The sequence below is a fragment of the Bacillus rugosus genome, assembly GCF_023238245.1.
Taxonomy (GTDB): domain Bacteria; phylum Bacillota; class Bacilli; order Bacillales; family Bacillaceae; genus Bacillus; species Bacillus rugosus.
The window spans coordinates 35001-59986 of sequence record NZ_CP096590.1 but is presented as its reverse complement, the minus strand read 5'-3'; the positions used below and the strand labels follow the sequence as shown (position 1 = coordinate 59986).

Below are 24986 nucleotides of genomic sequence, written 5' to 3'. Positions count from 1 at the left end.
TAGTATCTACACCAAAGCTTTTTATTGAATAAATGTGTGATGTTCGTGGTAATGCGGATTTCGGTCAAGCGCCTCTTGGCAATCTTCACATATCGTCGAAACATGGACATCTCCATTTTCTTTATAAGAAATCATATCGTTTCTTTCCTCGTTTGTTAAGTGCTGAAATCCAAGTGAGTCAGTCGATACCATAGAAGATTCGAGACTGCCTACTTTCACTCCGCAATGACGACAATAATAATGCAAAGCCATACAAGGGACCTCCTGATGAAAAAGTCATTTTGGTGTAGTATGGACTTTGTTGATTCATTTTATACCTTCGCGTTAAATTCGTTCATGACTTCTAAAAACGGTTTGCTCAGAGAAGCTTCACAAGCCTTCACAGACTTATCGATCGCTCCATCAATGTCGGGTGCCTCCTCCTTGGTGAAAGAGCCTAACACATAATCAACGACCTTCATGCCGTTTACAGGCCGGCCGATTCCGATGCGGATCCGGTCAAACTCGGATGTTCCAAGATGCTGGATCAGTGATTTGATGCCATTGTGTCCTCCGGCGCTTCCTTTCGTTCTTAAACGGATCTTGCCAGTCGGAAGATCAAGATCGTCGTAAATGACAGTCAAATCTTCGTTATCGACATCATAGTAGTCCATTAAAGGCCGCAAACATTCTCCTGATAAATTCATATATGTAAGCGGTTTAACAAGTAGAACCTTTTTGCCGGAAACAAATCCGGTTCCGTATAATCCGTTAAATTTATTTTGATTCAGCTCAATATTCCATTCCTTTGCAAGCTGATCTATCACCATAAATCCGACATTATGCCGAGTATTTTCATAGTTCTTCCCCGGGTTTCCGAGACCGGCTATCACAAGCATGGCGAATCCTCCCTTAGTCACATAAACTCCCGTCTGCATAAGCGGGCTATAATTCTTCTCATTCTAGCACAAAAGACGTAACCGCGGGAGGGTTACGCCTTAAGCTATTATTGTTCTTTGTTTTCACCTTCAGGCTGAGCATCAGCGGATTCCTCTTCATCTATCTCAGCTGCTTCCTGCTGCTGCGGAGGAAGAATAGACGCCACGACCTCATCTGATTCATGATTAAAGGAGTAGTCACCGCCAGCAGGCAAATCCGCTATAGTCAGTACTTCATTTACATCGAGGTTTGAAATATCAGCCTCAATCGTTTGCGGAATGGCTTTTGGCTTAGCCTTTACAGTAAGTGCATATAGCGGCTGCTGCAACACGCCTCCGTTTTTCACTCCAATGGCTTCTCCAGTCAGGTGAATCGGAACTTCCACCTCAATGTCTTCACTCATATTGACCACTTGAAAGTCAGCATGAGTAATTTCATTTTTCAGCGGGTCCGTTTGCAGGTCTGTTACCATGACAGAATGTTTTTCTCCGCTGACGTCAAGCGTGATGACTGTATTTTTACCTTCATCCCTCAGCGTTTTGATCAGCTCCACACTGTCTAATGATACAGGTTTGTTTCCCGTGTCTTTCCCATATATGATACCTGGAACATGTCCTGAAGTACGGATATTCCGAAGAGACGAACGAGTAAAGTCCGTTCTTTCTTTTGCCGTTAAAGTTGCCATATTCAGCACCATCCTATTATCGTTTTATTGTCCTATTACAAACAATACCCATAACGATAAGGATTTAAACCTCAAAGTAACGGTTTAGCTGAATAGATAGCTGACTGATTGCTGCTCATGAACGCGAATAATTGCCTCAGCCAGAAGCGGTCCGACTGAAAGCTGCTTAAACCGTTCAATTTTCTTTTCTTCAGGAAGCTTGATGCTGTTCGTCACAACAAGCTCTTTAATTGTTGAATTATTAATCCGTTCAACAGCAGGGCCTGACAATACAGGGTGCGTACAGCATGCATATACTTCTTTCGCTCCGTTTTCTACGAGCGCATTAGCAGCAAGTGTAATGGTACCTGCAGTATCGATAATGTCATCGATAAGGATAGCGGTCTTCCCTTCGATATTACCTACAATATTCATGACTTCCGCCACGTTTGGACGCGGACGGCGCTTATCGATAATTGCAATCGGCGCTTTTAGTCGGTCAGCCAGTTTGCGGGCGCGTGTCACACCGCCGTGGTCTGGTGAAACAATGACGATATCTTCAAGGTTTTTACCTTCAAAATATTCTCCTAAAATCGGAACACCCATTAAGTGGTCAATCGGTATATCAAAGAATCCTTGAATTTGCGGCGCATGCAGGTCAAGTGCAATCACACGAGTCGCACCGGCTGTTTCAAGCAGGTTAGCAAAAAGTTTTGCTGTAATTGGCTCACGGGATCTTGCTTTTCTGTCTTGACGTGCATAACCGTAATAAGGAATCACAATGTTAATCGTTTTTGCAGAAGCGCGTTTTAATGCATCTACCATAATCAACAGTTCCATAATATGCTCGTTAACGGGGTCACTTGTAGACTGGATGATATAACAGTCACATCCGCGAATACTTTCTTCGATATTAATTTGAACTTCCCCATCACTAAATCTTGTGACAGAACATTTCCCTAATTGAACTCCAACTATATCTGCGATTTCTTTTGCAAGCTCTGGATTCGAATTTAAAGAAAAAATCTTTAAATTCTTATCTCCGTATTGATTAGACATGGATAAACCTCCGAATTTAGGATTAATTTTTATGAATATTTTTCACATAATCGTCTTTATTTACTTGTCTCGCTCTGGCAATAGCAAGTGCTTTTCCAGGTACATCTTCCGTAACAGTTGAACCTGCAGCAACATAAGCGCCTTCTCCGACTGTGACAGGGGCAACCAAGTTGGAGTTGCAGCCGATAAACGCGCCGTCTTCAATTTTCGTCAAATATTTATTCTTTCCATCATAATTGACAGTTATTGAACCGCAGCCCAAGTTTACATCTGTGCCTACCTCAGCATCACCGACATAGCTTAAATGAGAAGCCTTGCTTCGGTCTCCGAATTGCGTCTTTTTGATTTCAACAAAATTCCCGATCTTCACTTCATTCCCGATGACAGAATCAGGTCTGATGTGAGCAAAAGGTCCTATGTTTACATCATTCCCCACTTTACTATGATTGACTACCGATTGTTTAATAACCGTACGGCTGCCAATGGAACTATTCATAATCTCCGTATGAGGGCCGATAATCGTATCTTCTCCGATTTGCACCTCACCTTTAATCACGGTTCCAGGATAAATTACAGTATCGCTTCCGATGACAGCGTCAGGAGAAATATACGTGTTCATCGGGTCAATCAGCGTTACGCCATTTTGCATATGCCGTTTATTAATACGCTCTCTCATAAATTGTTCTGCCTGAGAAAGAGCAACTCTATCATTAACTCCGAGCGTTTCTTGGAAATTACCAGTCTGGTAAGCGGCAACAGTTTCGCCTTCGTTTTTAAGAATCTCTATGACATCCGGCAAATAGTACTCGCCTTGAGCATTATCATTAGACACCAGATCAATGGCCCGGAACAGCGCTTCATTATCAAAACAATACGTACCGGTATTGATCTCAGTCACAAGACGTTCTTCTTCAGAGGCGTCCTTGTGCTCAACGATTTTTTGAACCGCTCCGTTTTCACCGCGGATAATGCGGCCGTATCCGGTTGGATCTTCTGCAACCGCAGTTAAAATCGTAGCTTTCGCTTCTCTTTGTGTATGTTCTTTCAGCATCTGTTCCATTGTCTCTGCTGTTAAAAGCGGCGTATCTCCGCAAATGACAATTGTAACGCCTTTTTCGTCAGCAAGAAATGGCTGTGCCTGTTTTACAGCATGAGCAGTGCCAAGCTGTTCTGCTTGAAGCGCGTACTCGCTTTTATCACCAAGCTGCTTTTTCACTTCTTCCGCACCATGTCCGACAATCGTGACAAGCTTCGATAAAGATAACTTTAAGGCTTCGTCTACGACGTGCTCTACCATAGGCTTACCGCAAACTGGATGAAGGACTTTATAAAGCTTTGTTTTCATTCTCGTTCCTTGTCCAGCCGCTAAAACAACTGCAAACCGCTTATCCATTTATTGGCCTCCAATATCCCTTTTATCCATAGAAAAATATATCCTAAATATCTTATGATTTCAAGGAGACTTGATGAAGTGCAAGAATTTTCTATTGAGTACAATTAAGTTTGAAAAATCAGAATTAAAAAAGGACCGCCGGAAAAAGGCTTTTGTCAGCCCTTTCAGCAGTCCTTGCTTTTTGGTTATTTTTTAAGAAGCTCCAGCTTCTTCGAATTCTAATGCTTCAGTGTCACCCAGACGATGATACTCATTTAACACGGCATCTTGAATCTTACCTCGCGTGCTTGAATTAATAGGATGAGCGATATCGCGGAACTCTCCATCAGGGGTGCGTTTACTCGGCATCGCAACGAAAAGACCATTGTTTCCATCAATCACACGAATATCATGAACAACAAATTCGTGATCCAGCGTGATGGATGCAATCGCTCTCATGCGACCATCGGTATTCACGCGGCGTAATCTTACGTCAGTAACTTCCACAGTAGTTCACCACCTTTTCCCTATATAAAAGCATTAGTGTATCAATTCCACGATTTTTTCTGAAATCCTGCTCGTTTTTAAAATATTTTTTGAAAAAATAGGATATAGTTACACAATTAGGTCATAAAGCTTTCATTTCGGGCATAAGGTAAATAAAAAAGTGATTCCGAGCTCACCCAGAATCACTTTTTCTTATTATTTTACTAATGCAATTACTTCAATCTCAACCAGTGCGTCCTTCGGGAGTCTCGCGACTTCAACACAAGATCTCGCCGGTTTGTGAGTGTCAAAATATTGTCCGTACACTTCGTTTACTTCCGCAAACTGTTCCATATCCGCGATAAATACAGTTGCTTTTACAACTGTTTCTAAAGAAGCACCTGCTTCTTCCAGCACCGCTTTTAAGTTGCTGAATACTTGATGGGTCTGCTCCTTAATATCACCGTTCACCATTTCGCCTGAAGGAGTCAAAGGAATTTGGCCTGAGCTGTAAAACATATTGTTTACGATAATCCCTTGTGAGTAAGGTCCGATTGCCGCTGGGGCATGTTTTGTGTGAACTGCTTTTGTCATGATTCCGTCTCTCCATTCTTTAAAAGATTGTCTTTAAAAAAACGCAGAAAATTGCCATTCTGAATTTCAATGGACTTCTCTTTCATGTTGATGGTTGAAAGAGTAAGCAGTGACATATATTCATCAACAAGACGTTCATCTACTCCTTCGGCTTCAACCAAAACGCCGATCCCCGCCACATTTGCGTTAAACTCATCCAACAGGTTAATCATACCATTAATTGTGCCGCCTGCTTTCATAAAGTCATCGATAATGAGTACGTTTGAACCCGTTTTCATGCTTCTTTTCGCAAGTGACATCGTTTGAATGCGGTTTGATGAGCCTGAGACGTAATTAATGCTGACTGTGGAGCCTTCTGTTACCTTGTTGTCTTTGCGAACGATAACGACAGGCACATTCAGATAGCTCGCAGCTGCGTACGCCAGAGGGATGCCTTTCGTGGCAACGGTCATGACAACATCAATTTCGCGCTCTGCAAACACAGAAGCAAACAGCTTCCCTACCTTGGAGAGTACAGATGGCTTTCCTAAGATATCCGTTAAATATACATAACCGCCCGGAAGGATACGCTCAGGATTTGCCAGCGACTGTCCAAGTGTCTGCACAAACTCTTCAGCCTCAGCCTGCTTCATTTTCGGAATATATTTGACGCCTCCGGCAGCTCCGGGAACAGTAAGCAAAGTACCGATCCCCTGCTGCTCAAAGGTTTGCTTAATAATTGTTAAATCTTCACTGATCGATGATTTTGCAGATTCATACCGCTCAGAAAAAAAGGTTAGCGGTATTAATTCGTGCGGATGGGTTAACAAGTAATTTGTTAAGTCCACCAATCTGCCGCTGCGACGAAACTTCATGAACTTACCCCCAAAATCCGAATATTTTAAGATCAATATAACTTAACATACGGATTTAATCAAGAGCGTTCTGTTCGCCGATCATTCTCACCGCATAAACCTGATCGCAGAAGCCTCTTAACCCGTTATAAATTCTCTGTACCTTCGACTCATACTGAACCAGTCCAAACACTGTCGGGCCGCTCCCGCTCATTAACACGGCATCTGCACCAAAGCGTTTCATCTGGTTTTTGATCATCGCAACTTCAGGATGCATATCTAGCGTTACAGATTCAAGGACATTGCCTAAACGGCTGCACATCTTTTGAAAACTCTTTTCCTCTATAGCCTCAATCATGCCATGTACATCGGGATGCTCTACATCATCCAGCTTCAGCTGTCTGTACACTTCAGCAGTTGAAACACCGATTGTCGGCTTCGCTAAAATGACCCAGCAGTGCGGAGGCGTGCTGATGTGTTTAATTTTCTCGCCGCGTCCTGTTGCTAGTGCAGTTCCGCCATAGACACAAAATGAAACGTCGGAGCCAATTTCTGCTCCCAGCTCAGCAAGCGTTTCTGCTGAAAGATTTAAATTCCACAGTCTGTTCAGCCCTCTAAGGGTCGCCGCCGCATCACTGCTTCCGCCGGCAAGACCGGCAGCCACCGGAATCACCTTCGTAATCATGATGGAAACTCCCTTTTTCACATTGTATCTGTCCTTGATCAGCTTGGCAGCCTGATAAGCTAAGTTTCTTTGGTCATCGGGCACAAAACGGTTGTGGGAGGAAACCCTCACTTCATCCTCTGCCAGCTCCATCAATTCAATCCGATCCGCTAAATCAATCGTCGTCATGATCATTTCGACTTCATGATAGCCATCCGGGCGTTTTCGGGTGACGTCAAGTGACAGATTGATCTTGGCTGGCGCTTTTTCTAAAATACGCATAGCTTTCACCTACTTCTCCATCTAAACATAAGTATGAACATTGTATCACATTTGAAGTACAGGATGAACATATCCATATTGCAGCCAATTATGTATTTATATCCAACACAAAAAACCGGGGAACGCCATGTTCCCCGGGTCACATCCTTATCGGTTATTCTGGTTCTGAGCCATTTGCTGTTCGGCGATTTCGATGGCGCGCTTTACCATGTTACCGGCATCGCGGGCCCGAATTTCGCCCCAGCCTCCATTTTTGACTGTGTCATAAAAACCAAGGTCTTTAGCCAGCTCATATTTAAACTCATCTGACATAACTCCACGACGTCTGCCCAAACGAAACAACCCCTTTTTTAGAAGTGATAGCCATTCGTGCACGTCACGATAATATGGTGTGACCGTTATATCTTTTGCTAAATCAGATGGAACTTTCGTTAAAATTACTGGAAACCAAAAAAGGGCAAAACAAAAAGCAGTAAACAAAAGGTTCACTGCCCGTTAAAATGCCACTGAGCTTGCGGCGTCATCATTAAATGTCAGCTCAACAGTCTCAGTCAAAATATCAGCATAACTGTATGAAACTCTTTCAAACGAGTTCTCGTCTTGATCTAGTTGTATCACAAAAACAGAAGGGTACGTCTCAGCTAAAATGCCCGAACGCTCAATCGTTTTTCGGCGGCCACCGTTTGCTTTTAACGTCAGCCGTTTACCTAAATTCCCATCAAGCGACCTTTTAATATCGGACAACGTCTTCGCCATTGCATCCACCTCACTACATTTATTGTACAACACGAGCCCATTTTTGTCAAATAAAATTTAAATTATATCAACGTTAATAAGACATTGTCAATAAAATTATTTTGACAAAATTCTATGATTCCTCAATTATTTTCCGCAAGTTTCGGTAAATTATGTATCAATATGTAAAATAAAAAACCCGCATAGATCTCCTATACAGGTTTTCAACTGTTAATTAGACTTATAAGGCATTCCAATTCTCAGCACTCCTCTTGTTTCAATACCTCCAAGCCCTTTCTCTCTTGTCAGCGTATTTCGGAGCACTTCCCATACATTGATTCGTTCCATAAACGGCGTAAAGCTGATTTTCGCGACGATATATACCGGATCAAGCGCATGAATGTTGACTCTTGATGGTGAACTCGCGAAATTTGCCCCCGCTCTTATGAGTGATTCAAAATGGGATTGGCAGGCCCCCGCAAAAATAACAAGCTGATCTAAGTGAGGGATTTTTTTTCGGGCGTTTTGAACTGTTTCAACAAAATGCTTTGAATGTCTGTATGCGTTCAAATCATCAATGCTGCCCTTTTGCTTCGAATACGCATCATGCCCTGTTATCACCAGTATGTCAGGTCGATATTTGTCGAGCAATTCTTCAATAGAAGCAGACATTTTCTTTTCATGGCAATGGATGCCGTAGACCGGCACTCCTATTTTTTTATAGACATTCAGGCATTTTTTCAGATATGCTTCATCACCGTCCAGATGTAGCACCTTGCCCGGCATATGAAAATAATGCTCCTGATGCTGATATTGGCTTGTCGCATAGTACTCCTGCTTTTCTCTGAGCAGCTTATAATCCTGGCGGAGCAATTCGAGCGATTCGTTCATTCTGCTCTCATCTTTTTTCTTCCGCATCATCTGCTCATCTTTTTTCACTGCTACCAGATCAGAAAAATCCGAATCAGCAATCAGCCTGACTTCATCACCATGCAAAATAGCGATTGAATTTCCATTGCTTGTTTGCTCTATTCCTATAATGCGAAACAAAACATCCATTTGATAGGATTTTCTGGCTACCATATCCCCTATTTGAAATTGCACGTTCCTCACTCCACACATAGACTAAGCCTCATCATGAAAGAAAGAGCCTTGAGAAAGCGCCTTTTTTCGCTGAGTCCAAGTTTTTTCTTATCATTGAATGAAAGGTCCTTCTCTAGCCTATGTAGCGGCAGTCCATGTGGTGCGCAAAACAAAAAGCCCTTTTAGAAAAGGGCTTTATACAATCCGTTAGACAGCGCTGCGAACTCCTCGATAGACAGGGATTCACCTCGGCGCTTGCCGTCAATATTTGTTTCTTCCAAAACTTGCTCAATCGCTGTTTTTTGTGCTTTTCCATCAGGCAAGTTGTTGACTAAGTTATTGAGCAGCGTTTTACGGCGCTGAGCAAAGCTTGCCTTGATTAACTGAAAGAAAAAGGCTTCGTTTTCCACGTCCACTGCCGGGCCGTCGCGGAGAATCAGCCGAATGACTGCGGAATCTACATTAGGCTGAGGAACAAACACAGTTTTCGGAACGGTCATCACCGTTTTGGCTTCTGTATAAAATTGCACCGCGATCGAAAGGGAGCCGTATTCCTTAGATGAAGGGTCTGCCGCCATGCGCTCTGCCACTTCTTTTTGCAGCATGACCACAATCCCTTTCAGCGGAAGATGTTCTTCAAGCAGTTTCATGATAATCGGCGTTGTCACGTAATAAGGAAGGTTGGCTACAACCATGATCTCATCGCAGTCTTGAAATTGTTCTTCAATGACCGATTTGACATCAGCCTTTAACACGTCCTGATGAATGACAGTGACATTGTCGTAAGGTGACAGCGTATCCTTCAGAATCGGCAATAATCGCTGGTCAATTTCAAATGCCACGACCTTTTTCGCCCGTTTGGCAATCTGTTCGGTCAATGCCCCGATTCCCGGGCCGATTTCTATGACACCTGTTTTCTCCGTCACTTCCGCGTGATCGACAATTCTGTCTAAAATGTTCGTATCAATTAAGAAATTCTGTCCTAAGCTCTTTTTAAAAGAAAAACCATATTTCTTCAGTATCTCTTTCGTTCTAATCGGTGTCGCAATATCTTTACTCATTCTGTTCCTCCCGCTTAACGGTATCGAGCGCACTCATAAAATCACTTTTTTTAATTTGAAACATTTGCAGCCGTTTTTGAAGTTGTTTGCCATTTGTATAGCCGATTTTCAACAGATCACCCAGTCGTTCGCGCCGGCGTTTGGCCGCAGATCCGCCAATCAGTCCAGCATGAATCAAATCCTCAGCTGAAATGTCACTCGGCTGCGATTCCATCTCCTCGTGCACGTTTTCTAAACATGCCCTAATGCTTTCAATCGATGCATGCTCCACACCAATTCCCCGCTTGTTTTTAGGTTTGGCAAGATGTTTTGGCAAAAATGCATGCTTACAGCCGGGTACAGCCTCTGAAATGGTTTTGCGGATCTTCTCTCCAGGGAAGTCCGGATCCGTTAAAATGATGACGCCTCTGGTCTTCTGGGCCAAACGGATTTGGTCAATAACTTGATCATCGATGGCTGAACCATTTGTTTCAATTGTGTCTGCATCAACAGCCAATTTGATGCGGGCCGTATCATCACGCCCCTCGACCACAATGATCTCTTTAATTTTCATTATTTCCTCCAAGACAAAATAAAAACTTTTGTATATTCATGAAACTTTTTCTTATGTCGAGCGTCTAATAAGCAGAAAATACACTTTGTCTATTATAACGAAAAAAACAGAGGGCGCAAAACCCTCTGAATACATAAGTATATATTAATTTAAGATTTTAATTTTGACTGTTTTATTTCCCCATCGGTACGCCGATGATTTCTTCGGGAAAAAGACGTCTATTTTGTTCCCTTTAATTGCTGAACCAGTATCCGCAGCAATGGCATATCCATAGCCCTCAACGTGGACTTTGGAGCCTAGCGGAATGACATTTGGATCTACAGCGATAACTTTGGCATTCGGGTTATTTTTTAAATTGACGCCTGTAGCTGTATGACCTGAACAACCGCTGCAGCTTGCCGTATAAGCCGTAGATGATACAGTCATGACTTTGCCTGTTGATTCATTGCTGCGGGACACAACTGTTTTTGAATCACCGGAAGCACTAACCTTTTCAATCTTTGGACTGCTTTGTTTTGTGCCGACAGCAATCACTTTATCTTTGCTTTGTTCAGCTGTTTCTTCTTTTACAAGCTCTCTGGACACTTCTTTGCCGTTTTCTTTCACGACTTCGAAATGTTTGTTAAGCTTGCCTTCTTTCCCTTTTTGGACGACCTTTTCTTTCCCTTTTTCAAGAGAAGCGTCTTCTTGCTTTTTCACATCGAACGCGATTTTCTCTTCAACTACATCGGTGACCTTTTCGATACGAGTAATTGTAACATCAGCCTTTCCTTTCGTCAGCTTTACATCTAACGCAGGCTTGATTTTATCTTCGTCTTTTATGTTCATCTTATGCTGTTTTAAAAAGTCAGCGACCGTAGTCGAAGTCGTCCAGATCTTCTTTTGTTTTCCTGCATCATTCACAGTAACTTGGAATGCTGGTTCTATGTTAATCTTCATGTCTTTCGAAATATCTGTATCTATTGCGGGATCAATTTGATCTTGTTCTTTCACATCAACATTTTGTTCGTCCAGTAATGCACCGACCGTTTTTGCTGTTGACCATAATGTCTTTTCTTCCCCGTTTATTGTAAGCTTCACAGGTTTTGCAGCCTCATACACAACATCCATATCTGCTGTGATCTTTGTCTGTTTAGCAGGTGTGATCTTGTCTTCGTCTCTTGTCTTTATATCAAGCGTATCTAAAAGATCACCGACTGTTTTTGCATGTGTGCGTATATGTTTCTTTTTGCCATTGATAGAAACTGAGACTGATTGTTTTGTCAGCTCATGAGCCGCGTATGCAGTCCCGCTTCCTGCCAAAAGCAAACAAGCAGCAACCAGAATGACTTTGCTTTTGCTAAGCTTTACGGAAAACAGCTTTTTCATTTTTTGTGTGATGAAAAACGCCTCCTTCTCCTCGGAGAGATTATATAGAGTATCTAAAAGGCTGTCAACCCTCCCCTCTCTTTCTCCCAAAAGCTCAGTATCTTCTTCATTATCCTGAATTACACTGAGAAACGGAAGAAAGACTTGTCGACAAACCTATCCTATGAGGAGAAGAAAGCATGTAGAACTTTTATAGAAAAACGCTGTAAGGGACAAGCTCTTACAAAACCCGCTAGCGTTTTTTGTCAGTTTATACGGAAAAGTCTTTTTGCATTTTCAGTCGTGATTGAAGCAACTTCTTCGAAAGTCATTCCTTTTAATTCAGCGATTTGCTCTGCCACATACTTCACATAGCTTGGCTCATTTCTTTTTCCACGAAAAGGATGAGGTGTGAGAAACGGGCAGTCAGTTTCAATCAGCAACCGGTCATTCGGAATTTCCTTCACAACTTCCTTCGGCTTCTTCGCATTTTTGAAAGTCACCGGTCCCCCAAATGATAAATAAAAATTCATTTTCATGCATTCTCTCGCCACTTCTGCACTTCCTGTAAAGCAGTGCATGATTCCGCCCACAGCTTCTGCGCCTTCTTCTTTCAAAATCGTCACGACATCCTCCGTCGCATCACGGTTGTGAATGATAATAGGAAGATTTACCTCCTTTGCTAAGGCGATTTGTTTTCTGAACACCTCTTTTTGAACATCTTTAGGAGATTTATCCCAATGGTAATCCAGTCCCATTTCACCTATCGCTACCACTTTCTCATGAGCAGAAAGCTCTTTAATCCACGATAAATCTTCCTCTGTCATATCAATTGCGTCAACAGGATGCCAACCGATGGCTGCATAAATAAAATCATATTCCTCAATCATTTCCATCGCACGAGTAATGGTCGGACGGTCAAAACCAACTACAACAATCCGTTCTACTTTTTCAGCTTTTGCCCGTTCAATAACCTCTTCCAGATCAGTATCATATTGTTCTGCATTTAAATGCGCGTGTGTGTCAAACAACATAAGTCAAAAACTCCTTTCTTGTCGAAACACAAAAGGTGTTCGACGAATTGTTACACGTGAAACACCTTTTGTTTATCACTATTTAATTCTTGTGCCTTTTGGTAACGACTGATCGATAGACACGACTTTTAATACGCCGTCTGCTTCCCCCGCAAGGATCATACCTTGAGAAAGCTCTCCTCTCAGTTTAACCGGTTTTAGATTTGTTACACAAACGAGTTTTTTCCCAACAAGCTCTTCAGGCGTATAATGCTTCGCAATACCAGATACGACTTGGCGTTTTTCAAAACCAAGATCCAGCTGCAGCTTCAATAAACGGTCCGCTTTTTTCACAGGCTCTGCCTGAATGACCTCAGCCACGCGAAGTTCTACATCCATGAATTGATCAATCGTAATTTCAGGTAAACGATCAACCTCTTGCGGCTCTTCTTCTTTTGTTTCTTCTTTAGCTGGTGCTGAGCCCTGCATTTTCCCTTTGATGTAAGCAATTTCTTCTTCTGCCTCTAAGCGAGGGAACAACGGCTCGCCTTTTTGTACTTTTGTATCTTTCAGTTGGCCGAAAGCTGTAATGCTGTCCCAAGCTTTTAAAGCTTCATCAGTAATGCCCAGCTGCTCGAACATTTTTTCCGGTGTCTTTGTTAAGAACGGCTGAAGCAGCACAGCTGAAATACGTAATGATTCAGCAAGGTGGTACATAACTGATTGCAGTTCTTCTTCTTTTGCCGGATCTTTCGCAAGCACCCATGGAGCTGTCTCATCAATGTATTTATTTGTGCGGCTGATTAGCTGCCACAATGTCGAAAGAGCCACTGAGAATTCCATGTTTTCCATTGCTTTCTCGTAAGCCTTCACCGTTTCTTCAGCGACTGAAGTGAGCGTTTGGTCAAATTCCGTCACGGCACCCTTGTAAGAACCAATTTGTCCGTCAAAATACTTATTGATCATCGCAACCGTACGATTCAATAGGTTTCCTAAATCATTCGCTAAATCATAGTTAATCCGCTCAACAAAACCTTCCGGCGTGAATACACCGTCAGATCCGAATGGCACTTCGCGAAGCAGGTAATAACGAAGCTCATCTAAACCGTAGCGTTCAATTAATGTGACCGGATCCACAACGTTCCCTTTTGATTTCGACATCTTTCCGTCTTTCATCAAAAGCCAGCCATGCGCAAATACTTGCTTTGGCAGCGGAAGATCCAGCGCCATTAGCATAATTGGCCAGTAAATGGTATGGAACCTTACAATCTCCTTACCAACTAAATGAACATCGGCAGGCCAATATTTTTGATAAAGCTCATCGTTTTCTGTATCATAACCGAGTGCTGTTAAATAGTTAAATAACGCGTCGATCCAAACATATACAACGTGCTTTGGATTTTCCGGCACCTTCACTCCCCAGTCAAAAGTGGTACGTGATACAGCCAAATCCTCAAGTCCAGGCTTGATAAAGTTGTTAATCATTTCGTTTTTGCGTGATTCCGGCTGAATGAATGTCGGGTTCTCTTCATAGTATTTCAGAAGACGATCCGCATATTTACCCATACGGAAGAAATAAGATTCCTCTTTGATCAATTCAACTGGGTGACCGCTGTCAGGGCTTTTTCCGCCGATGACCTCTCCCTTTTCATTTCGCTCGATATCAATCAGCTGAGTTTCCGTGTAGAATGTTTCATCCGGGATACTGTACCAGCCTTCATATTCATCAAGATAGATGTCTCCGTTATCAAGAAGCTTTTGAAACACCTTTTCAATCACAACTTTATGCCGTTTTTCTGTCGTACGGATAAAATCGTCGTTTGAGATTTCAAGCTGCTTCCACAGTTTCTGAATATCTGCCGCTGCACGATCCACATACTCCTGAGGTGTAATGTTTTCCTGTTCAGCTTTTTGCTGGATCTTTTGCCCATGCTCGTCCGTTCCTGTTAAATAGCGAACATCGAACCCTTTTAATCTTTTGTAGCGTGCCATTGCATCTCCCGCGACTGTCGTATATGCATGGCCGATATGTAATTTTCCGCTCGGATAATAAATCGGTGTTGTAATGTAAAATGTATTGTTTTCTTGCGGCATCTTGAAACCTCCCAATCAGAATGTCAAAAAGCTCCCGCCCAAAGGACGAGAGCGGCGATAAGTGCAAATCATATATGATTATTATTTATATTTATCCTTTATCTATGATACCATCTTAGCCTTTAAGATCAAGAATATATACGTATGCCCTGAAAAAGAATAATTAAAATTAAAAATCTTTAATGAAAGTAAAAAAAGTCTGTTCATGTCGAATTTTGTCGTATATAATCAAATGAAATAAAAAACCTTGGTTCGAAAGTCTTGATTTAAAAGGATTTTTAGTAGGATAATAGCTTTATTAAATATTTATAAAATGCTGTTATTCCGGTAGTTTCCAAGACATTACTGACTATAAGAACTAATTCTTACAATGAATAGTAAACAAAATGATTGACGATTATTGGAAACCTTGTTATGCTATGAAGGTAAGGATTTTGTCGAATAATGACGAAGAAAAATATAATTTAAACAATAATTATCTCTTGGGAGGAGAATGTTTATGAAATCTACTGGTATTGTACGTAAAGTTGATGAATTAGGACGTGTAGTTATTCCTATCGAATTGCGTCGTACTCTTGGAATCGCAGAAAAAGATGCTCTTGAAATTTATGTTGATGACGAAAAAATCATCCTTAAAAAATATAAACCAAACATGACTTGCCAAGTAACTGGTGAAGTTTCTGATGATAACCTTAAACTTGCAGGCGGTAAATTGGTTCTTAGTAAAGAAGGCGCTGAGCAAATCATCAGCGAAATCCAAAACCAGCTTCAAAACCTTAAATAATCGTTTCTTATACAAAAAACGTTCTTGTTATGACACAAGAACGTTTTTTTATTGCTGAATATGGTAAGCATCGTATACTTCACGCTTTGGAACATTGCGATCGACTGCTGCTTTTTTAATAGCTTCTTTAGAAGTAGCGCCTTTAGAGATGTAATGCTCGACATGTTCTTTCGCCGTGAGGGTTTCCCACCATTGTGTTTCCTCATCTGATTCTTCATTTTTACTGCCTTCTACGACGAGACAAAACTCACCGCGTATCTGATCCTCATTTGCCCATTCAATGACCTCGGATATCGTGCCTCTGATAAACTCTTCATATTTTTTTGTGAGTTCACGCGTTACAGCAATTTCTCGATCTCCTAATATCTCCGCCATCGCTGACAAAGTTTCCTTCAATCTGTGAGGCGCTTCATAAAAGATGATCGTTTCCTTCCGTTTTTTAAGACCCTCAAGCTCCTTCTTCTTTTCTTTTTTCTGTCTGTTGAGAAAACCGTAAAAGAAGAAAGGCTGCGGTACAATACCTGAAGCGATTAGAGCTGTTAATGCAGCATTTGCTCCCGGCAACGGAACAACATAACCGCCTATCTCCGTAAAATCCTTCACGATTTCAGCTCCAGGATCAGAAATCGTCGGCAGCCCGGCGTCACTGACAAGGGCAATGTTTTTTCCCGATTTCAGCCATTCAATGATTTTGTGCCCGCTGCTTTCTTTATTATGTTCGTGATAACTAACGAGTGGTGTTTCAATTTCATATACATGACAAAGCTTTTTCGTTTGTCTCGTATCTTCCGCAGCAATTGCATCCACTGATTTTAGCGTGTTGATCGCCCGGAATGTCATATCCTCTAAATTTCCGATTGGGGTTGGGACCAAATAAAGAATCCCCATGTCCGACTTTCCATTAAAGCTCATTTGGCGCCTTAACATATACAGCCTCCTTGCTGTTCCGCTTTTCTTCTATATAAAGCTCTTTTTTCTTTCGAGTTAGTTTTTTGAAATAATATTCCGCCTGCATGGCTTCCCGCTTCGTTGTGAAAGTTTCGGCAAAAATCAATTCAACTGGCCGTCTAACTTTGGTATACTTTGCGCCCTTTCCATCATTGTGAGTTTTCACCCGTTTCTGCAGATCGTTAGTATACCCGGCATACCAGCTATTGTCCCTGCATTGCACGACATAGAAGAAATGATTATTTGTCTCCATATAAAATGGTCCTGATTTCTTTTGTATATTCATTTTGTTCGTCATAAACGAACAGAGGGGGAAGAATTTTTAAATCCGGACGCCCGCCTTTGATGCCTTCAACCAAAATGGTATTGGCCTCTTTCCCTTGCTTCGGATAAACAAATTGCACACGCTTCGGCTCAATTTGGTAAGCTTTCATCAGTTCAAAAATCTCCAGAAGCCGTCCCGGCCTGTGAACAAGGGCTGCCTTTCCCCCTTGTTTGAGCAGCTTGCTGCTGACTGAAATGACATCCTCCAGTGTGCAGTGAATTTCATGTCTTGCAATTCTAAGATGCTCATTCATGTTTTGTTCAGTTTGTTTTGGCGTTTTAAAATACGGCGGATTGCAGGTGACAACATCATATCGATTATGTCCGAGCTTCTCCGGCATGTTTTTCAGGTCATCATGTATAATCTGAATCTGATCCTGCAGCTTATTATACTCCACACTGCGAACAGCCATATCATGCAGCCTTTCTTGAATTTCGACTCCAAGAATGTCTGCTTTTGATCTTGTACTGAGCAGCAGCGGCACAATGCCATTGCCGGTACATAGATCAACAATTTTTCCTTTTTGAATCGGAACGTACGCAAATTTGGACAGAAGCACAGCGTCCAATGAAAAAGCAAACACCGTTGGACTTTGTATGATTTTCATGTCCTCTGCCAGCAAATAATCTAATCTTTCATCATCACGTAATGAAACCATCTTCTTATCCTTTCAGTACCTTTGAAAAAGGCTCCCGTCTTATGCGGAAGCCTTTTCCTTATTTTTTATTTAAGAATGACAGACAGAAAAGACAATCTTCTTTTCGGACACTTCCATAGTGGACATTGCAGATATGAAACCCTTCTTGATACAGACGTGCCAGATTATCATACCCTTCCCCTATATCAGTTTGCTCTGTCTTCTGTGTTTTTGATTCTTTTTTATCAGCTTTGAACTTTTCAATCTGCTGCGTCGTATCGTCCAGCCGTTTGCGCAAATGCTTGTTTTCAAGCTGTAAATGATGATTTTCCTCAATCATCTCACCGATATGCTGCTTCAAATCCCCCAGCTGCCGGTACAGTGAGCCAATTTGTTCTTCTAAGTTAATGACTGTATCAAATAACTCTTTTTTATCCAAGGTTCCACACCTCGTTAATCTGTGGTTTGTGCGGATACGACGCCCTCTTCCAAGAGCTCTTCCCAAGTATATTCTATCACTTTTTCACGGTTTATCAGTTCCACCTGAAGCACCCGTTCCAGAATATTAAGTCCGACGACCTTTGCGGGGCCGTTTGCTGTTGTAATCATTTCTCCTATATCGGGAAGCTGTTCTTTTGCCGTCTCATACTCATCATTCTCATATTTTAGACAGCACATCAAGCGTCCGCAAAGACCTGAAATCTTCGTAGGATTTAAAGACAAGTTCTGATCCTTGGCCATTTTAATGGAAACGGGTTCAAAATCTCCAAGGAACGTTGAACAGCAAAGCATTCTTCCGCAAGGACCGATTCCTCCGAGCATTTTCGCCTCATCCCTTACCCCGATTTGGCGCAGCTCAATTCTTGTTTTAAAGATAGAAGCCAGATCTTTTACAAGCTCTCTAAAGTCTACTCGGCCGTCAGCAGTGAAGTAAAAAATGACTTTATTGCGATCAAACGTGAATTCAACATCGACCAGCTTCATATCCAAGCCATGTTCAACCACTTTCTTTTGGCAGATATCAAATGCTGATAAAGCTTCCTGTTTATTTTCTTCTACGATGAGAAGATCGCGCTCGTCAGCCACACGTATCACTTTTCGCAGGGGAAGCACGACATCATGCTCATCCACCTGTTTATTTGCAATTACGACCTGGCCGTACTCTACGCCTCTGACAGTTTCTACAATTACGCAGCTGTCCTGTTCTATATGAAATCCATTCGGATCAAAATAATATATTTTACCCGCTTTCTTAAAGCGGACACCAATTACATTGTACAAGCTTATCCCTCCTGCAACATTAACACCAAGTGCTCCATTAATCCTTGTACATTCACATTGGAATGAAGCCGTTTCTTTGCTTCTAAAACAGCAAGTATCTGATTCGTAACGCTTTGTTGTGTTGATTGTAGCGCATGCTGTTTTATTGATTGGAATAAGTCTTGATAAATCAATTTATCTTCATTTCCTATTTGGATGGACAACACATCACGGTATATCAATAAGAGCATATCAAGACCCATTTCTTGATGGGTTTTTTCTTTGAAAAAGGGCATCCATTGATCTTGAATAAAGAAAAAAGCATGTCCTTTCCGCTGGTGTAGGACTTCATACAATTTTATCACTTTCGCTCTAGACTCTGCAAACTCATCATTTCGACTTAATTCGACTGCTTCTGCTACATTGTTGGTCATGTTGGCCAGAAGCCTTGCGATATGAGGCGAAACATCCTGTTCGATCAGTCTGTCTTCAATTGCTTCCGGCTGCAAAGGCTGAAATGGAAGGGTTTGGCATCTTGAAATGATGGTGTCCAATAACCTTTGGGGCTGCTCAGTAATGAGGATGGCCATTGTGTCTTTATTCGGTTCTTCTAAAAATTTCAGCAGGCTGTTCGCCGCATTTGCTGTCATTTGATCTGCGTGCGAAATAATATACAGCTTTTTATGCGATTCAAGCCCTGTCTTAGAAAACTCTTCTTGCAGCGCTTGAATTTGCGCCTTTTTGATCGATAAACCATCAGGCTGAACCAGATGGAGATCAGGATGGTTCCCCGACTCTATCCGTTTACAGTTTCGGCAGTTCTCACAAGGCTCCGCGCCGTCCTTCAGGCAAAAAAAGCTTTTCGCTAGAAGCAACGCGGCATCAAGCTTGCCTGTTCCTTTTTTCCCCTCAAACAAATAAGCGTGTGATAGTCTGTCCTTCTCAATACTATTATATAAAAGCTTCATCACTCTTGGCTGAAGCTCGTTCATTTCCTTCCAGGATATTGCCATTGTATCACTCTCTATGTGTAAAGGTTAATCAATAAACCTTTTATTTCGCCAATACGCTCCAGCAAATCAATTGCCGGTTTTTCCTGATCCATCATCTCTTCCGTAAGCTGTATCAATTTGTCATCTATTTCTTTCACAAGTCCCAGCGTTCTGCTGTTTCCATACAGGTCAAAACTTTTCGATGTTTCGTGTGAAAGACCGTTGTCTACAGCTTCTTTGACAAAACGTTTCACAAGTCCTTTAAATCTCGCTAAGTCTTTAAAATTTCGGGATTTCGTCAGTCTTTTTCCAAACGCTTCTATATCCGATAAGAGCCTGGTAAGCTGATCAAATTTCAATTTGCTGCTTTGGTTTTCCATTGATGTTTTAAACGACGCTGTGATCTCAGATGTTTTCACAGAAGGAAGCTGCTTATTATCTATAAATGTACGTATATCTTTATTAATTTTCACAGTTTCAAATCCTTAAAATTGATGAAATTCATCGACTGGAAGGACAAATACTGTCGCTCCGCCAACTTCAACTTCGACTGGATAAGGGACATATGAATCAGCATTTCCGCCCATTGGAGATACAGGGGCAATCATCTGATCACGTTTCTGTCCGTTTTCTTTAATGAGACTCAATGCCTTATCGACGCGTATATCCTCGACACCAATCATAAATGTTGTATTGCCTGATTTAAGAAATCCTCCCGTCGTCGCAAGCTTTGTAACTCTAAAGTTGTGATCCGTTAAGGTTTTCAAAAGCCGGTTGCTGTCCTGATCTTGTACAACTGCCACTATCAATTTCATCTGTGAAGGCCTCCTTTAGATTGGAAACAACAATGATCTCGTTTACATTATTATATCAACTATTGGGAAACAGGTCACAATTGAATTTTTTTCAACGCTTCATTGATCACTTTTAGGACGTCCTGAACGACGAGGTCTTTGGGTTGGCTGGCATCAACTGAGTGAAATCTTTTTGGGAATCGCTTCATCAGTTCTTGGTAACCTTCCCGTACCTTTGTATGGAAGCTTAATTTTTCTAAATCAAGCCTGTTTTTCTCCCGCGAACCGTTTGCGTGAATACGTTTCAGTCCTTCTTCCGGGTCAATTGAAAAATAAACCGTCACATGGGGCATCATATCTCCGATGGCAAACTCATTAATTGACAGTACCTCATCAATCCCAAGTCCTCTTGCGTATCCTTGGTATGCAAGCGAACTGTCTATGAATCTGTCACAAAGAACAACATGCCCCTGTTCTAAAGCAGGTTTTACTTTTTCAACTAAATGCTGGCGTCTTGCAGCCGCATATAAAAGAGCCTCTGTTTTTGGATCCATTAAAGTATTGTTCTCATTCAGAATGACCTCTCGAATTTGTTCCGCAATATCTATGCCGCCTGGCTCTCGAGTTGCTGTAACCTGAAGGCCTTCTGCTGTCAGTATGTTTTTGATTTCCTGCAGAACTGTCGTTTTCCCCGCACCTTCAGGACCTTCGAATGTAATAAATAAACCGCTCATGATTTCTCCTCTTCTATATAAACAAGTAGTTGTTTCTCTTTGATTTTCATATTCCCTTGAACATGCGTTTTCATGCTAATCAAGCGGCTGAGCTTTTGCACACTTTCTTTTGTCATCCTTTCTCCCGCCATGATCATCGGGATACCCGGAGGATAAGGGATGATATCCTCTGCATTCAGCCGGCCTGCTGCTTCATCAAAGTTCACATATTCTTTCTTGAACGTTTGTAAGACTTTTTTTTGATAAGGCAAGACAGTAATGGGCTGCGCTCTCCATTCTGCAAAAACAAACATCTGATCTGGGGGCGCTTTTTCAATCTCTTCATCAATGTTTTTAATCGTTTCAGCGTTTATTCTGCGTTTTCCTCCCAATGGGAGAACGAGCAGTACTTGATTTTCATCAGCAAGCTCAGTGAACATGTTGGCACGCTCTAATATGCTTTGCAGCGTATACCCAGAATGGCCTCGTTTTGAACGAATTGTGAGCTTCAGCGGATCTGTTATCATCCGTGGATCTGCCGGTGTGACTGCTTCTGCATTTGAAAGTGAATCAAACGTTTGTTTAAGTGATTGGATCTGCTGCAGAATGTCAGAAAGCTTTTGTTCTTCTATAATATGCTGTACATATGCGCGGGCAATGTCTAATGAAGCCATAATCGGATAAGACGGGCTGCTGCTTTGTAATCGGTTTAAATACTCTGCCACCCGATTCCGATTAATTCTGCAGCTGCTGTTGAGATGTAAATAAGAACCCATCGTCATGGCAGGCAGCGTTTTATGAGCCGACTGAACAACAATATCTGCCCCCATTTTTAAAGCTGAGACCGGAAAAGGCTCCCCTAAAACAAAATGTGCGCCATGCGCTTCATCCACCAAAACAGGAATCCCGTAATGATGGGCCTCTGAAATGATTTCGGTCAAATCAGCACTATGCCCGTAATATGTCGGATTGGTCAGCACTAAGCCTTTTGCATCTGGATATGCTGCCAAAGCTTTTTTAATTGTAATAAGCGGAACATGCGTAGGCACATGCATCGCTTCATCAATGTCAGGTGCGAGATAAACAGGCTCAGCACCAGCCAAATCAACTGCATGAAATACAGATTTATGACAGTTTCTTTGAACCAGAACTGTATCACCCGGTTCACAAACAGATAAAATCATTGCTAAGTTCCCGACAGTCGTACCATTCACCAGAAAAAAACTTTCCGCCGATCCATATAATTGACTGACAAGCTCTTGAGCTTCCTTAATCACCCCAGAAGGATGATGGAGATCGTCCAGTCCTGCCAGTTCAGTTACATCAATGGTGAGAAGCGGATCGAATATCGACTTAGCGTCATCAAAAAAGACATCTCCATTGTGATGTCCCGGAACATGAAATGAATGAGAATTTCTTCTCGCATGTTGAATCAATGCTTTATATAAAGGTGTGTTCATTAAAACAATCCTTTGAATGTGTCTTCTTATACTTTATTATATCGTGCCTCTGACAGAACTTAAAGCTAGACTTACTGGTAACTATCTTTCCTTTATTGTAAGCAGCTTTTGCTTCAGATCGCCTTCCATCATCATGAGCTCTTCTTCTGCTTGACGGCGTTTGATTCGTCCTTCTTCTTGTATGGTCAGCGTTTCTTCAAGCGTGCTGATTAAGCTTTCCTGCACCTTCTTTAAAGTATCGATATCAACAAGGCCTCGTTCATTCGCCCGCACGGTTTCAATCGTATTGGTTTTCAAAAGCTCCGCGTTTTTCAACAATAGCTCGTTGGTTGTATCAGATACTTTCTGTTGCGCATCCACTGCATTGCGCTGCCTTAAAAGCGTCAGCGCAATTGCTACTTGGTTTTTCCAAAGCGGAATTGCTGTCACAATGGATGACTGAATTTTTTCAGCTAACGCTTGGTTTGTATTCTGAATCAGCCTGATTTGCGGAGCGCTTTGGATTGTAATTTGCCTGCTTAGAAGCAAATCGTGCACCCTTTTATCTAACCGGTCCGCAAATTGAAGCAAATCGTTTACTTCCTGAACGGCCATTTGGTTATGTGCACTTGATTCGGCCATTTGCTTCAGTTCAGGAATCGTTTTTGTTTTTAATTCCTCGAGCTTCAGTTCTCCTGCAGCAATGTAAACATTCAGCGCGGCGAAGTACTCTTTGTTTTTTTCATATAACTGCTCTAACAGCTTATTGTCACTGATTAAAGCATTTTTAGAGTGCTCCAGCTTCAAGCTGATTCTGTCAATCTGTACGCTGGTCTTTTGATATTTAGACAGCACCTCCTGAAGAGAATTCGATACTCTTCCAAACAAGCGTGCCAAAAAACCCTTTTTCTTAGACTGAAGATCATCAGGATTTACTTGATCCAGCTTTTTCATCAGCTCTCCAAGGATTTCGCCAATCTCTCCGACATCCTTCTTTTGAACATGATCAATCATAGTATGAGAAAAATTCAGCAGTTTAGATTGGGCTTGTGAACCGTATAAGACAATACTTTGCATATTTTTATGATCGATCTGCCCAGCGAGCTGAATTGCTTGTTCCTTGTTTTCCTCGGGAAGAACATCAACAAGGCGTACTTGCTTGTTCTCTGCCTTTATATCCTCCGCCCTAGATATCTCTATATCACCAAAAGGGTCTGCCAATAATTCATCTATATGAAGGTCGCTTTGATCTCGATTCATCGCTCTTACCCTCTTCCATTATTTCTTTAATGAATGCTTTGCTGCATCTAATTCAAATTGCAGTTCGTCAATTTCATCACCCATTACTTGAGTTAAATCTTCTTCTAAACGCTTTGTTAATTCCGCAAGTGTGATACGCGCCTCACTCAACGACAACGACAATTCTTTGCTTTTTTTCGGATGAGATGATAAAAAGGCATATTTCTCTGTCAATTCAACAATTGAATCGAGAGTTTGGTAAAAAAAGCGCTCAGCCTGATAAAACCGCTTGGGCTCTTTTTTGGTGAGGATATAAATCCTTCTGACAAGTCTCAGCATTTCTGCATTTTGTTTAAACATTTGAATGCTTTTTGCCTGAAACAAAGCTTTTCGAAGGCGTATGATTTTCTGCCTTGCTTCCTCGAGGTTTTTCTTAATGTAGGCATATTCTCTTCCTGTCAGTTCATGCCTTTTAAGAAACAACCGTCTCGCATTCCAAATGCCAGCTGTATATACGACTGCCCCTGAAGCGAGCCCATAAACAAAAGATAGGAAAAGCGACTGATTTAAACCGAAAAAGCTCAATATCCCTATAAAAACAAAAGTCGCACTGCTTGTTAAACTCCATATCAAAAAGTGAAAAAACCTCTGCATGAGTTAATCGACTCCTGTGTATATGCTCAGTTTTACTATTATTATCTACTACGTTCTATCCCTAAACAAGTTTCATCTTCTTTTTATTAACCCATTCCTTATGAAAGAGTACAAAAAAAAGACCTTTTCAGGTCTAAGAATATAAGGGCGGTGTATGAATGCTCTTTAGTTTTTTTACGTAAAAGGCATAGTCAGGATCAGAAGTTGATGTAGAAATTACTTTTCTCTCACAATCTAAACATATGAATTTCGTATAAAGATGAATGCCTCTATTCTTCTCTTGATCACAAATCACACATGTATGATTAGATTTAACAGTTTCGTCCATCGTCCCCACCTCCGTACAATTAGCCTTCCCTTAAACCGGATATTGTATACACTATTTAGATCTTTTCGAAACTTGAATTCAGTATATGGGCTATATAAGCTGTCGGTGTTTGTAT

Annotated in this window: 31 protein-coding genes; 1 reads left to right on the top strand and 30 read right to left on the bottom strand. The window is 41.6% G+C overall.

Annotated elements, in window-relative coordinates; genetic code table 11:
* Positions 1-21: 21 nt before the first annotated feature.
* The 17 genes from fin to metG form a co-directional block, all read right to left on the bottom strand.
* Entirely contained in the window at positions 22-252 is a 231-nt protein-coding gene (gene fin, locus M0696_RS00330; RefSeq protein ID WP_166854530.1) for an anti-sigma-F factor Fin, read from the bottom strand.
* A 59-nt stretch (positions 253-311) separates the two neighbouring features.
* Complete coding sequence (pth, locus tag M0696_RS00325) at positions 312-878, bottom strand: aminoacyl-tRNA hydrolase (RefSeq protein ID WP_014112304.1); 567 nt, start codon at positions 876-878, stop codon at positions 312-314.
* A 107-nt stretch (positions 879-985) separates the two neighbouring features.
* Positions 986-1603, bottom strand: a complete 618-nt coding sequence (locus M0696_RS00320) for a 50S ribosomal protein L25/general stress protein Ctc (protein WP_014112303.1) — start codon at positions 1601-1603, stop codon at positions 986-988.
* Between the two features lie 84 nt (positions 1604-1687).
* Positions 1688-2641: a ribose-phosphate diphosphokinase gene (locus M0696_RS00315; protein WP_003218353.1), complete on the bottom strand. Its 954-nt coding sequence runs from the start codon at positions 2639-2641 to the stop codon at positions 1688-1690.
* Positions 2642-2663: 22 nt separating this feature from the next.
* Positions 2664-4034 (bottom strand): bifunctional UDP-N-acetylglucosamine diphosphorylase/glucosamine-1-phosphate N-acetyltransferase GlmU, encoded by a 1371-nt coding sequence (glmU, locus tag M0696_RS00310; RefSeq protein WP_248602369.1) that lies wholly within the window; start codon positions 4032-4034, stop codon positions 2664-2666.
* A gap of 192 nt (positions 4035-4226) precedes the next feature.
* Positions 4227-4520 (bottom strand): septation regulator SpoVG, encoded by a 294-nt coding sequence (spoVG, locus tag M0696_RS00305; RefSeq protein WP_003218346.1) that lies wholly within the window; start codon positions 4518-4520, stop codon positions 4227-4229.
* A gap of 195 nt (positions 4521-4715) precedes the next feature.
* Positions 4716-5093, bottom strand: a complete 378-nt coding sequence (gene ridA / locus M0696_RS00300; protein WP_003218344.1) for a 2-iminobutanoate/2-iminopropanoate deaminase — start codon at positions 5091-5093, stop codon at positions 4716-4718.
* On the bottom strand, positions 5090-5947 hold the full coding sequence (purR, locus tag M0696_RS00295) for a pur operon repressor (protein WP_003218342.1): 858 nt from the start codon (positions 5945-5947) through the stop codon (positions 5090-5092). The genes ridA and purR overlap by 4 nt, the downstream gene beginning before the upstream one ends.
* A 55-nt stretch (positions 5948-6002) precedes the next feature.
* Positions 6003-6872 carry a 4-(cytidine 5'-diphospho)-2-C-methyl-D-erythritol kinase gene (gene ispE / locus M0696_RS00290; RefSeq protein WP_166854750.1) on the bottom strand — a complete coding sequence of 290 codons (870 nt, stop codon included), beginning with the start codon at positions 6870-6872 and terminating at the stop codon, positions 6003-6005.
* A 147-nt stretch (positions 6873-7019) separates the two neighbouring features.
* Positions 7020-7205 carry a small, acid-soluble spore protein, alpha/beta type gene (locus M0696_RS00285; protein ID WP_003218333.1) on the bottom strand — a complete coding sequence of 62 codons (186 nt, stop codon included), beginning with the start codon at positions 7203-7205 and terminating at the stop codon, positions 7020-7022.
* A gap of 162 nt (positions 7206-7367) precedes the next feature.
* Complete coding sequence (gene veg / locus M0696_RS00280) at positions 7368-7628, bottom strand: biofilm formation stimulator Veg (RefSeq protein WP_003218330.1); 261 nt, start codon at positions 7626-7628, stop codon at positions 7368-7370.
* Between the two features lie 210 nt (positions 7629-7838).
* A complete protein-coding gene (gene prtG, locus M0696_RS00275) occupies positions 7839-8711 on the bottom strand; it encodes a sporulation-specific protease PrtG (RefSeq protein WP_222143873.1) in 873 nt (290 codons plus the stop codon).
* Positions 8712-8872: 161 nt separating this feature from the next.
* Positions 8873-9751 carry a 16S rRNA (adenine(1518)-N(6)/adenine(1519)-N(6))-dimethyltransferase RsmA gene (rsmA, locus tag M0696_RS00270; protein ID WP_166854533.1) on the bottom strand — a complete coding sequence of 293 codons (879 nt, stop codon included), beginning with the start codon at positions 9749-9751 and terminating at the stop codon, positions 8873-8875.
* Entirely contained in the window at positions 9744-10304 is a 561-nt protein-coding gene (rnmV, locus tag M0696_RS00265) for a ribonuclease M5 (RefSeq protein ID WP_166854534.1), read from the bottom strand. Before rnmV ends, rsmA begins: the two co-directional genes overlap by 8 nt.
* Before the next feature lie 144 nt (positions 10305-10448).
* Complete coding sequence (locus M0696_RS00260) at positions 10449-11762, bottom strand: ubiquitin-like domain-containing protein (protein WP_222143874.1); 1314 nt, start codon at positions 11760-11762, stop codon at positions 10449-10451.
* Positions 11763-11917: 155 nt separating this feature from the next.
* The gene (locus tag M0696_RS00255) at positions 11918-12685 is read right to left on the bottom strand and encodes a TatD family hydrolase (RefSeq protein WP_222143875.1); all 768 of its coding nucleotides are present in this window, start codon (positions 12683-12685) and stop codon (positions 11918-11920) included.
* A gap of 78 nt (positions 12686-12763) precedes the next feature.
* Positions 12764-14758, bottom strand: a complete 1995-nt coding sequence (metG, locus tag M0696_RS00250; RefSeq protein WP_222143876.1) for a methionine--tRNA ligase — start codon at positions 14756-14758, stop codon at positions 12764-12766.
* A 493-nt stretch (positions 14759-15251) separates the two neighbouring features.
* On the opposite strand from metG, the gene abrB reads away from it, so the two are divergent.
* On the top strand, positions 15252-15542 hold the full coding sequence (gene abrB, locus M0696_RS00245; RefSeq protein ID WP_003226760.1) for a transition state genes transcriptional regulator AbrB: 291 nt from the start codon (positions 15252-15254) through the stop codon (positions 15540-15542).
* 48 nt (positions 15543-15590) lie between these two features.
* Here the strand turns inward: abrB and rsmI are convergent, their stop codons facing one another.
* From rsmI to csfB, 13 genes are all read right to left on the bottom strand, one after another.
* Positions 15591-16469 carry a 16S rRNA (cytidine(1402)-2'-O)-methyltransferase gene (rsmI, locus tag M0696_RS00240; protein ID WP_166854538.1) on the bottom strand — a complete coding sequence of 293 codons (879 nt, stop codon included), beginning with the start codon at positions 16467-16469 and terminating at the stop codon, positions 15591-15593.
* On the bottom strand, positions 16444-16743 hold the full coding sequence (locus M0696_RS00235) for a GIY-YIG nuclease family protein (RefSeq protein WP_222143877.1): 300 nt from the start codon (positions 16741-16743) through the stop codon (positions 16444-16446). Before M0696_RS00235 ends, rsmI begins: the two co-directional genes overlap by 26 nt.
* The gene (locus tag M0696_RS00230) at positions 16730-17473 is read right to left on the bottom strand and encodes a tRNA1(Val) (adenine(37)-N6)-methyltransferase (protein WP_003218310.1); all 744 of its coding nucleotides are present in this window, start codon (positions 17471-17473) and stop codon (positions 16730-16732) included. Before M0696_RS00230 ends, M0696_RS00235 begins: the two co-directional genes overlap by 14 nt.
* A gap of 58 nt (positions 17474-17531) precedes the next feature.
* Positions 17532-17891, bottom strand: a complete 360-nt coding sequence (yabA, locus tag M0696_RS00225; RefSeq protein WP_003218308.1) for a replication initiation-control protein YabA — start codon at positions 17889-17891, stop codon at positions 17532-17534.
* Positions 17892-17905: 14 nt separating this feature from the next.
* Positions 17906-18733, bottom strand: coding sequence for a competence/sporulation regulator complex protein RicT (gene ricT, locus M0696_RS00220; protein WP_014112290.1), 828 nt, complete (start codon positions 18731-18733; stop codon positions 17906-17908).
* Positions 18734-18735: 2 nt separating this feature from the next.
* The gene (gene holB / locus M0696_RS00215) at positions 18736-19725 is read right to left on the bottom strand and encodes a DNA polymerase III subunit delta' (RefSeq protein WP_222143878.1); all 990 of its coding nucleotides are present in this window, start codon (positions 19723-19725) and stop codon (positions 18736-18738) included.
* An 11-nt stretch (positions 19726-19736) separates the two neighbouring features.
* The gene (locus tag M0696_RS00210; RefSeq protein WP_166854541.1) at positions 19737-20177 is read right to left on the bottom strand and encodes a YaaR family protein; all 441 of its coding nucleotides are present in this window, start codon (positions 20175-20177) and stop codon (positions 19737-19739) included.
* A 12-nt stretch (positions 20178-20189) separates the two neighbouring features.
* Positions 20190-20519, bottom strand: a complete 330-nt coding sequence (gene darA, locus M0696_RS00205; protein ID WP_003218295.1) for a cyclic di-AMP receptor DarA — start codon at positions 20517-20519, stop codon at positions 20190-20192.
* Between the two features lie 74 nt (positions 20520-20593).
* Positions 20594-21232, bottom strand: a complete 639-nt coding sequence (gene tmk / locus M0696_RS00200) for a dTMP kinase (protein WP_166854542.1) — start codon at positions 21230-21232, stop codon at positions 20594-20596.
* A complete protein-coding gene (locus M0696_RS00195; RefSeq protein ID WP_248602368.1) occupies positions 21229-22671 on the bottom strand; it encodes an aminotransferase class I/II-fold pyridoxal phosphate-dependent enzyme in 1443 nt (480 codons plus the stop codon). The genes tmk and M0696_RS00195 overlap by 4 nt, the downstream gene beginning before the upstream one ends.
* Before the next feature lie 81 nt (positions 22672-22752).
* On the bottom strand, positions 22753-23910 hold the full coding sequence (locus M0696_RS00190) for a toxic anion resistance protein (protein WP_166854544.1): 1158 nt from the start codon (positions 23908-23910) through the stop codon (positions 22753-22755).
* Between the two features lie 18 nt (positions 23911-23928).
* A complete protein-coding gene (locus M0696_RS00185; protein WP_222143880.1) occupies positions 23929-24543 on the bottom strand; it encodes a 5-bromo-4-chloroindolyl phosphate hydrolysis family protein in 615 nt (204 codons plus the stop codon).
* A 133-nt stretch (positions 24544-24676) separates the two neighbouring features.
* A complete protein-coding gene (csfB, locus tag M0696_RS00180) occupies positions 24677-24871 on the bottom strand; it encodes an anti-sigma-G factor (RefSeq protein ID WP_166854546.1) in 195 nt (64 codons plus the stop codon).
* Positions 24872-24986 lie beyond the last annotated feature (115 nt).

Bases quoted from the DNA above. Each gene is read 5' to 3' on its own strand.
- abrB (WP_003226760.1), top strand. From the start codon at position 15,252: ATGTTTATGAAATCTACTGGTATTGTACGTAAAGTTGATGAATTAGGA.
- holB (WP_222143878.1), bottom strand. From the start codon at position 19,725: ATGGCAATATCCTGGAAGGAAATGAACGAGCTTCAGCCAAGAGTGATG.
- M0696_RS00235 (WP_222143877.1), bottom strand. From the start codon at position 16,743: ATGGAGACAAATAATCATTTCTTCTATGTCGTGCAATGCAGGGACAAT.
- M0696_RS00230 (WP_003218310.1), bottom strand. From the start codon at position 17,473: ATGGTTTCATTACGTGATGATGAAAGATTAGATTATTTGCTGGCAGAG.
- metG (WP_222143876.1), bottom strand. From the start codon at position 14,758: ATGCCGCAAGAAAACAATACATTTTACATTACAACACCGATTTATTAT.
- ridA (WP_003218344.1), bottom strand. From the start codon at position 5,093: ATGACAAAAGCAGTTCACACAAAACATGCCCCAGCGGCAATCGGACCT.
- pth (WP_014112304.1), bottom strand. From the start codon at position 878: ATGCTTGTGATAGCCGGTCTCGGAAACCCGGGGAAGAACTATGAAAAT.
- rsmA (WP_166854533.1), bottom strand. From the start codon at position 9,751: ATGAGTAAAGATATTGCGACACCGATTAGAACGAAAGAGATACTGAAG.
- fin (WP_166854530.1), bottom strand. From the start codon at position 252: ATGGCTTTGCATTATTATTGTCGTCATTGCGGAGTGAAAGTAGGCAGT.
- ispE (WP_166854750.1), bottom strand. From the start codon at position 6,872: ATGCGTATTTTAGAAAAAGCGCCAGCCAAGATCAATCTGTCACTTGAC.
- M0696_RS00320 (WP_014112303.1), bottom strand. From the start codon at position 1,603: ATGGCAACTTTAACGGCAAAAGAAAGAACGGACTTTACTCGTTCGTCT.
- M0696_RS00185 (WP_222143880.1), bottom strand. From the start codon at position 24,543: ATGCAGAGGTTTTTTCACTTTTTGATATGGAGTTTAACAAGCAGTGCG.
- M0696_RS00255 (WP_222143875.1), bottom strand. From the start codon at position 12,685: ATGTTGTTTGACACACACGCGCATTTAAATGCAGAACAATATGATACT.
- purR (WP_003218342.1), bottom strand. From the start codon at position 5,947: ATGAAGTTTCGTCGCAGCGGCAGATTGGTGGACTTAACAAATTACTTG.
- tmk (WP_166854542.1), bottom strand. From the start codon at position 21,232: ATGAGCGGTTTATTTATTACATTCGAAGGTCCTGAAGGTGCGGGGAAA.
- M0696_RS00315 (WP_003218353.1), bottom strand. From the start codon at position 2,641: ATGTCTAATCAATACGGAGATAAGAATTTAAAGATTTTTTCTTTAAAT.
- M0696_RS00195 (WP_248602368.1), bottom strand. From the start codon at position 22,671: ATGAACACACCTTTATATAAAGCATTGATTCAACATGCGAGAAGAAAT.
- csfB (WP_166854546.1), bottom strand. From the start codon at position 24,871: ATGGACGAAACTGTTAAATCTAATCATACATGTGTGATTTGTGATCAA.
- glmU (WP_248602369.1), bottom strand. From the start codon at position 4,034: ATGGATAAGCGGTTTGCAGTTGTTTTAGCGGCTGGACAAGGAACGAGA.
- rnmV (WP_166854534.1), bottom strand. From the start codon at position 10,304: ATGAAAATTAAAGAGATCATTGTGGTCGAGGGGCGTGATGATACGGCC.
- rsmI (WP_166854538.1), bottom strand. From the start codon at position 16,469: ATGTTAAGGCGCCAAATGAGCTTTAATGGAAAGTCGGACATGGGGATT.
- darA (WP_003218295.1), bottom strand. From the start codon at position 20,519: ATGAAATTGATAGTGGCAGTTGTACAAGATCAGGACAGCAACCGGCTT.
- veg (WP_003218330.1), bottom strand. From the start codon at position 7,628: ATGGCGAAGACGTTGTCCGATATTAAAAGGTCGCTTGATGGGAATTTA.
- M0696_RS00190 (WP_166854544.1), bottom strand. From the start codon at position 23,910: ATGAATCGAGATCAAAGCGACCTTCATATAGATGAATTATTGGCAGAC.